Source organism: uncultured Intestinibacter sp., assembly GCF_902468165.1.
In the GTDB taxonomy this organism is placed as follows: Bacteria; Bacillota; Clostridia; order Peptostreptococcales; family Peptostreptococcaceae; genus Intestinibacter.
This window is the reverse complement of sequence record NZ_CABQXJ010000011.1, coordinates 45,994-52,147: the sequence shown is the minus strand read 5'-3', so window position 1 is coordinate 52,147 and position 6,154 is coordinate 45,994. Positions and strand designations below refer to the sequence as shown.

The window sequence follows — 6,154 nt, the reverse complement described above, 5'->3', positions numbered from 1 at the left end:
TTAATTTTTAATCTTCACTTATCTTTAGAGGTATTAACGCAAAAAAAATTTCCTTAAACATTCTAAGGAAATTTCAAAATATATATTTTTTAAGGAGCAAATTATAACAACATATTCTTATTAATAATATAATTTAAAGAATAATTGTTATTATATTATTGCTGCCTTCATTTATAATTTTTTGTAGTGTTTTTTGGATTTTAAATCTAATTTCATCTGGCATCATATACAACTTACTTTGTAGCTGTTCTTTTACTAAATCATTTAATGACTTACCAAACATATTTGATTCCCATAATTCACTAGGATTTTGTTCAAATTCATTTAGAAGATATTTAACCATTTCTTCACCTTGATCTTGATTTCCTACAATTGGAGATACTTCTGTAGATATATCTGCTTTTATAATGTGAAGTGATGGTGCATTTGCTTTTAACTTAACTCCATATTGTTTTCCTTGTTTTATAATTTCAGGCTCTTCCAAGCTAAGTTCACTAAGTGATGGTGCTACAACTCCATATCCAAAAGTTTTAGCATCATTTAATGCAACTTCTATCTTGTCGTATTCTCGTTTTACTTTAGATAAAGTCGTAACTAAATTCAATAATTGACTATCCCCTTCAATCTTAAATCCACTCTTTTCTTCTAATACTGTATAGAACAATTCTTGTTTTGTAGCTAATTGAATATTTATTACTCCTTCACCAAGTTCTACACTATCTACATTTACGCCTTCTAAAAATTCTAATTCTTTAAATCCATTTATAATATCATCAATATCTCTAATTTTTTGTAAACTAGCTATACATTCTTTTAATGTAGCTATTATACTTTGTTTTATCCAATGATTTTTTTCTAATCCTTCTACCCATTTAGAAATATTTATTCTTATTTCATTTACTGGGAAGTCATATAATACTGTTTCTAAGATATTTTCTATATCAGATTCATTCATTTCTTCCACATTTACTGGCAATATAGGTACTTCATATTTTTCTTCCAATTCTTTTCTTAGAAGTTCTGTTTTTTCTTCTTTTGGAGTCATGCTGTTTAAAACTACTACAAATGGTTTTTGGATTGATTTTAACTCATCTATTACTCTTTCTTCAGCTTCGATATAGTTGCCTCTTTCTATACCAGTTACACTTCCATCAGTTATAACTACTACTCCTATTGTAGAGTGATCTCTTATAACCTTTTTTGTGCCTATTTCTGCAGCTTCCTCAAAAGTCATAGCGTCTTTTGACCATGGCGTAGATACTAATCTTTGTTTGCCGTTTTCTTCGTGTCCTAATGCCCCATCAACTATGTATCCCACACAGTCGACCATTCTGACTTTTAGAGAAACAGCGTCTTTTAATTCAATAACTACACCATCTGCAGGTACAAACTTAGGTTCAACAGTCATGATAGTTTTGCCTGAGCCACTTTGAGGTATTTCATCTCTAGTTCTATCTCTTTTGAATTCATTGTCTATATTAGGTAGAACTAGCGTTTCCATAAACTTTCTTATAAATGTTGATTTTCCTGTTCTAACAGGGCCAACAACCCCTATATATATATCACCTTGAGTTCTTTTTGCTATATCCTCATAAATGTTCATTCTTATTCCCTCCTGCATACATTTCTTATTAAAGTATATTGAACAGTTTCTAAATTTATAACAAAAATCTTATTGCGTGGTTGTGAATGAATATAATTTCATATGTGCTATAAAATGTAAAAAAATAAAACCTACATAGAGTTTAAGTTTTATTTAACTTAAAATCCATGTAGGTTTTATATATAAATTAATTATGTACAAATCCGTTATTAACGACTTCTTCCATTTCATTTTTCTTATGTCTAGTCATAAGTGCTTTTACAGTTTCTTCAGTATTTGCTCCTTCGTATAATACTGAATAAATAGCATTAGTTATTGGTAGTTCAATATTTAATTTTTTACCAACTTTATAAGCAACTTCTGTTGCTACAATACCTTCAACAACCATATCAACTTCAGCTAATGTTTCCTCTAGTGTTTTTCCTTGTCCCATAAGTATTCCAGCTTTTCTATTTCTACTGTGCATACTAGTACAAGTTACGATTAAGTCTCCAATACCTGAAAGTCCTGTGAAAGTTGTTACATGTGCACCCATAGCAACTCCAAGTCTACCTATTTCTGTAATACCTCTAGTCATTAATGCTGCTTTTGCATTATCTCCATATCCAAGTCCATCACACATACCAGCACCGAATGCTATTATGTTTTTTAGAGCTCCACCTAATTCAACCCCTATTATATCTGGATTAGTGTAAACTCTAAGTACAGGACTCATAAATGCATCTTGTACAATTTCAGCTATTTCTAAATTTGGAGATGCTGCTACTAATGTAGTCGGCATAAATTTAGAAACTTCTTCAGCATGAGATGGTCCAGATAAAGTAACATATTCATTATTTGGTAGTTCTGATTTAACTACTTCAGATAATCTAAGTCCTGTTTCTCTTTCAAGACCTTTTGCAACATCAACTATAATTTGATTTTCTTTTATAAAAGGCTTTATCTTTTTGCATACACTTCTTACAGCTTGTGATGGCACTGCCAATACTACTATTTTACTGTCTTTTATTACACTTTCTAAATCAGTAGATATTCTCATTTCTTTTGGGAAAATAACACCTGGTAAGAATCTAGAATTTACTCTTGTAGTATTAATTTCGTTTGCTTGAGATTCATCTCTCGTCCACATATCTACTTTATATCCATTTTTACAAAGAGCTAGGGCAAGTGCGCTCCCCCAACTTCCTACACCTACTACACATACCTTCTCCATAATGACACCACCTAGTTTATTATTTTTTTTCACCAAGTTTTCTTTCTGTTCCATTTATAAGGCGTTTTATATTTGCTCTATGAGTATATATAACTGATGCTGATAAAAATAATGTTACCCATATACCTTTTGTATTGTGGTTTATAAGCATCAACACAGGAGACAAACATATACTTAAAACAGAACCTAAAGAAACATATTTGCTAACTAATACTATTATTATAAATGCTGCTAAACATGTAAGAGCTACAATAGGATTTATAGCTAACATCGCACCTAAAGAAGTTGCTACTCCTTTACCGCCTTTAAAACCTAAAAATGCTGGCCAATTATGTCCTATTACAACGGCTACTACAGCTATATAAGCGCAAGTTGCCTCATCTGCTTTCATGTAATGGGCTAATACCCTAGCAAATCCAACTGCAATCGCACCTTTTAAAACATCGCCACCAAAAGTCATGGCTCCTGCTTTTTTACCCATAGTTCTAAGTACGTTAGTTGATCCTGCATTACCCGAACCTTGAGTTCTTATGTCTACGCCTGCAAATTTTTTGCCAATAATATATGATGTTGATATATTACCTAAAAGATAAGCAACTACTATAATAATTAAATAAACTAACATCTCTGGCCCCCCATATTTTTATTATTTTCTTCTGTTCTTTTCTCTGTACTCAAATTGCACTGAAGTTCCTTCAAATCCAAAGTTCTCTCTTATTTTATTTTCAAGATATCTTTGATAAGAGAAATGAGTAAGCTGTTTATCATTTATAAATAATGTAAATTTAGGTGGCTTAGTTCCTGTTTGAGAACCATAATAAATTTTAAGTCTTTTACCTTTGTCTGATGGTGGTTGATTAAGCATAACTGCTTCACCTATAACATCATTTAATGCTGATGTACTAACACGTTTAGCATGTTCACTAGCTACATAGTTTACTGTTTCTAGTATTTTATTCATTCTTTGGTTAGTAAGAGCAGATACGAATAATACTGGTGCATACATCATGAACGGGAATTTCTCTCTTATTTCTTTTGTGTAGTTTCCTAATGTTTTGTTGTCTTTTTCAATTAGGTCCCATTTATTTACGATGAATATGCATCCTTTACCTTCGTCGTGAGCTATACCAGCAACTTTAGTATCTTGTTCTGTAACACCTTCAGTTGCGTCTATAACTATTAAAACAACGTCAGCTCTTTCTACAGCAGTCATAGATCTTATGACACTGAATTTTTCAACTCTTTCATATACTTTACTTTTTCTTCTTATACCTGCTGTATCTATTAATAAATATTGTTGTCCGTCTTTTTCAAAGTATGTATCTATAGCATCTCTTGTAGTACCTGCAATTGGACTTACTATAACTCTGTTTTCTCCTAAAATATTATTTAAGATAGAACTTTTTCCTGCATTTGGTTTACCTGTTATTGCTACCCTAATTATATCTTCGTCATACTCAGTGTTTAATCCTTTAGGGAATTGCTCTACAACTTCATCTAATAAGTCTCCAAGACCCATACTATTTGCACTTGATATTGCATATGGATTTCCTAAACCTAATTCATAGAAGTCATATATATTGTCCATTTGGTTTATACTGTCTATTTTGTTTACAGCTAATAAAACTGGTTTATTTGTTTTTCTAAGTATTTGAGCTACCTCTTTGTCAGCTGCTGTAATACCAGCTTTTCCATCTACAACAAAAATTATGATGTGTGCCATGTCTACTGCTAACATCGCTTGGTTTCTCATTTGAGATAATATTACATCTCCGTTATCTTTTTCGATACCACCTGTATCTATTAATGTGAAGTATTTGTTTAACCATTCTACTTCTGCAAATATTCTATCTCTTGTTACACCTGGTGTATCTTCTACTATTGATATTCTCTTTCCTGCTAATTTATTGAACAGTGTTGATTTTCCTACATTTGGTCTACCAACTACTGCTACAATTGGTCTATTATCGCTCATTTTAATCTCCCTTCTAGTTTATGATTTTTTCTACAAAATCTTTTCCTTCATTTTGACAAGTTATTACTTGAACATTTAATTTTTCTGTTAATTCTTCTAATGTTATATCATCTAAAAATACTTCTTCATCGCTTTTTAACATTGATCTAGTTATATATAAAGCACTACCTAAATCTTTATCTTTTAATTGATTGATTATATCAGTAGCAGTTATAAGACCTGATACAGTTATTGTATGACCGAAATAATCATTTCTTATCTTATATACGTTTATTTTTACATTTTTGAATTTTTCCATAACTTTATTTGCCATATCAAGGATAAATTCATATGCTGAACTTCCTGTTGCTATAGAAACAGTCTTTTCTATGCTATCATCTGCATCTAAAGTTTTTAAGTAGTTTATTGTTTCAGTTCCTTGTTTACGAATCATCCCTACTCCATCTTCAAATTGTAAAAATCCTTCGTATTCATCATAATCTAATAGTGGTCTTTTTGCTATTATATAAAACTCATCTGATAAGAAAGCAAATCTTGTATTTAATTCTTTTAAATACTTCTCTTGTAGAGCATGTACTTGGTCGATTGTTTCATTTGCACTTTCATATTCGAAAATTTCTAGTTTTGCTAAATTATCTCTGTATTTAGTAATACCTACAGGTACTATAGCTACACTATTTACATAAGGATAAAGGTTTGATAAATCACTTAAAGTTCTATCTAATTCTTCTTTGTCATTATATCCAGGACATAATACTATTTGACAGTTCATCTCGATATGTGCATCAGCTAATCGCCTCATAGTATCGATTAATTTTCCAGCGTGCTTATTTGTTATCATTTTTCTTCTAAGCTCTGGATTTGTTGTATGAACTGATATATTTATAGGACTTATTCTGTATTTTATTATGTTGTCTATATCCTCTTCGCTCATATTTGTTAAAGTGACAAAATTTCCTTGTAAGAAAGAAAGTCTTGAATCGTCATCTTTGAAATAAAGAGTTTCTCTCATACCTTTTGGAAGTTGGTCTATAAAGCAGAAAACGCATTTATTTCTACAGCTTTTTGCTTTATCGATTATAGGATTTACAAATTCGATACCTAATTCTTCATCAAAATCCTTTTCGATTTCATATATATAGACTTCGCCATCTCTTTTTTGTATTTCTAATTCTATATACTCATCACTTATTAAAAATTTATATTCTATAATATCGTGAATTTCTTCGTCATTAACAGCTATTAATAAGTCTCCTACTTCTATTCCTATTTCTTCAGCAATAGAACCTTTATAAACTTTACTTATGATATTGTTGCTATTTTTTACGTTGACTTCCATAAATCTTTCACCCTTCTCTAAAAA

General features: G+C 30.6%; 5 protein-coding genes. All 5 read right to left on the bottom strand.

What is annotated here, in order from left to right; all coding sequences use genetic code 11:
• Positions 1–133: 133 nt before the first annotated feature.
• The 5 genes from spoIVA to RDX53_RS03695 all read right to left on the bottom strand — a co-directional run bounded on the left by spoIVA (position 134) and on the right by RDX53_RS03695 (position 6,130).
• Complete coding sequence (gene spoIVA / locus RDX53_RS03715) at positions 134–1,609, bottom strand: stage IV sporulation protein A (protein WP_295571544.1); 1,476 nt, start codon at positions 1,607–1,609, stop codon at positions 134–136.
• Positions 1,610–1,790: 181 nt separating this feature from the next.
• Positions 1,791–2,816, bottom strand: coding sequence for an NAD(P)H-dependent glycerol-3-phosphate dehydrogenase (locus RDX53_RS03710; protein WP_195929766.1), 1,026 nt, complete (start codon positions 2,814–2,816; stop codon positions 1,791–1,793).
• 19 nt (positions 2,817–2,835) lie between these two features.
• A complete protein-coding gene (gene plsY, locus RDX53_RS03705) occupies positions 2,836–3,441 on the bottom strand; it encodes a glycerol-3-phosphate 1-O-acyltransferase PlsY (protein WP_195929767.1) in 606 nt (201 codons plus the stop codon).
• Between the two features lie 21 nt (positions 3,442–3,462).
• Positions 3,463–4,791 carry a ribosome biogenesis GTPase Der gene (gene der / locus RDX53_RS03700; RefSeq protein ID WP_195929768.1) on the bottom strand — a complete coding sequence of 443 codons (1,329 nt, stop codon included), beginning with the start codon at positions 4,789–4,791 and terminating at the stop codon, positions 3,463–3,465.
• Positions 4,792–4,804: 13 nt separating this feature from the next.
• Positions 4,805–6,130 (bottom strand): DUF512 domain-containing protein, encoded by a 1,326-nt coding sequence (locus tag RDX53_RS03695; RefSeq protein ID WP_195929769.1) that lies wholly within the window; start codon positions 6,128–6,130, stop codon positions 4,805–4,807.
• Positions 6,131–6,154 lie beyond the last annotated feature (24 nt).

Excerpts from the sequence above, each read along its gene's own strand:
- der (WP_195929768.1), bottom strand. The coding sequence starts at position 4,791 with ATGAGCGATAATAGACCAATTGTAGCAGTAGTTGGTAGACCAAATGTA.
- RDX53_RS03710 (WP_195929766.1), bottom strand. The coding sequence starts at position 2,816 with ATGGAGAAGGTATGTGTAGTAGGTGTAGGAAGTTGGGGGAGCGCACTT.
- RDX53_RS03695 (WP_195929769.1), bottom strand. The coding sequence starts at position 6,130 with ATGGAAGTCAACGTAAAAAATAGCAACAATATCATAAGTAAAGTTTAT.
- plsY (WP_195929767.1), bottom strand. The coding sequence starts at position 3,441 with ATGTTAGTTTATTTAATTATTATAGTAGTTGCTTATCTTTTAGGTAAT.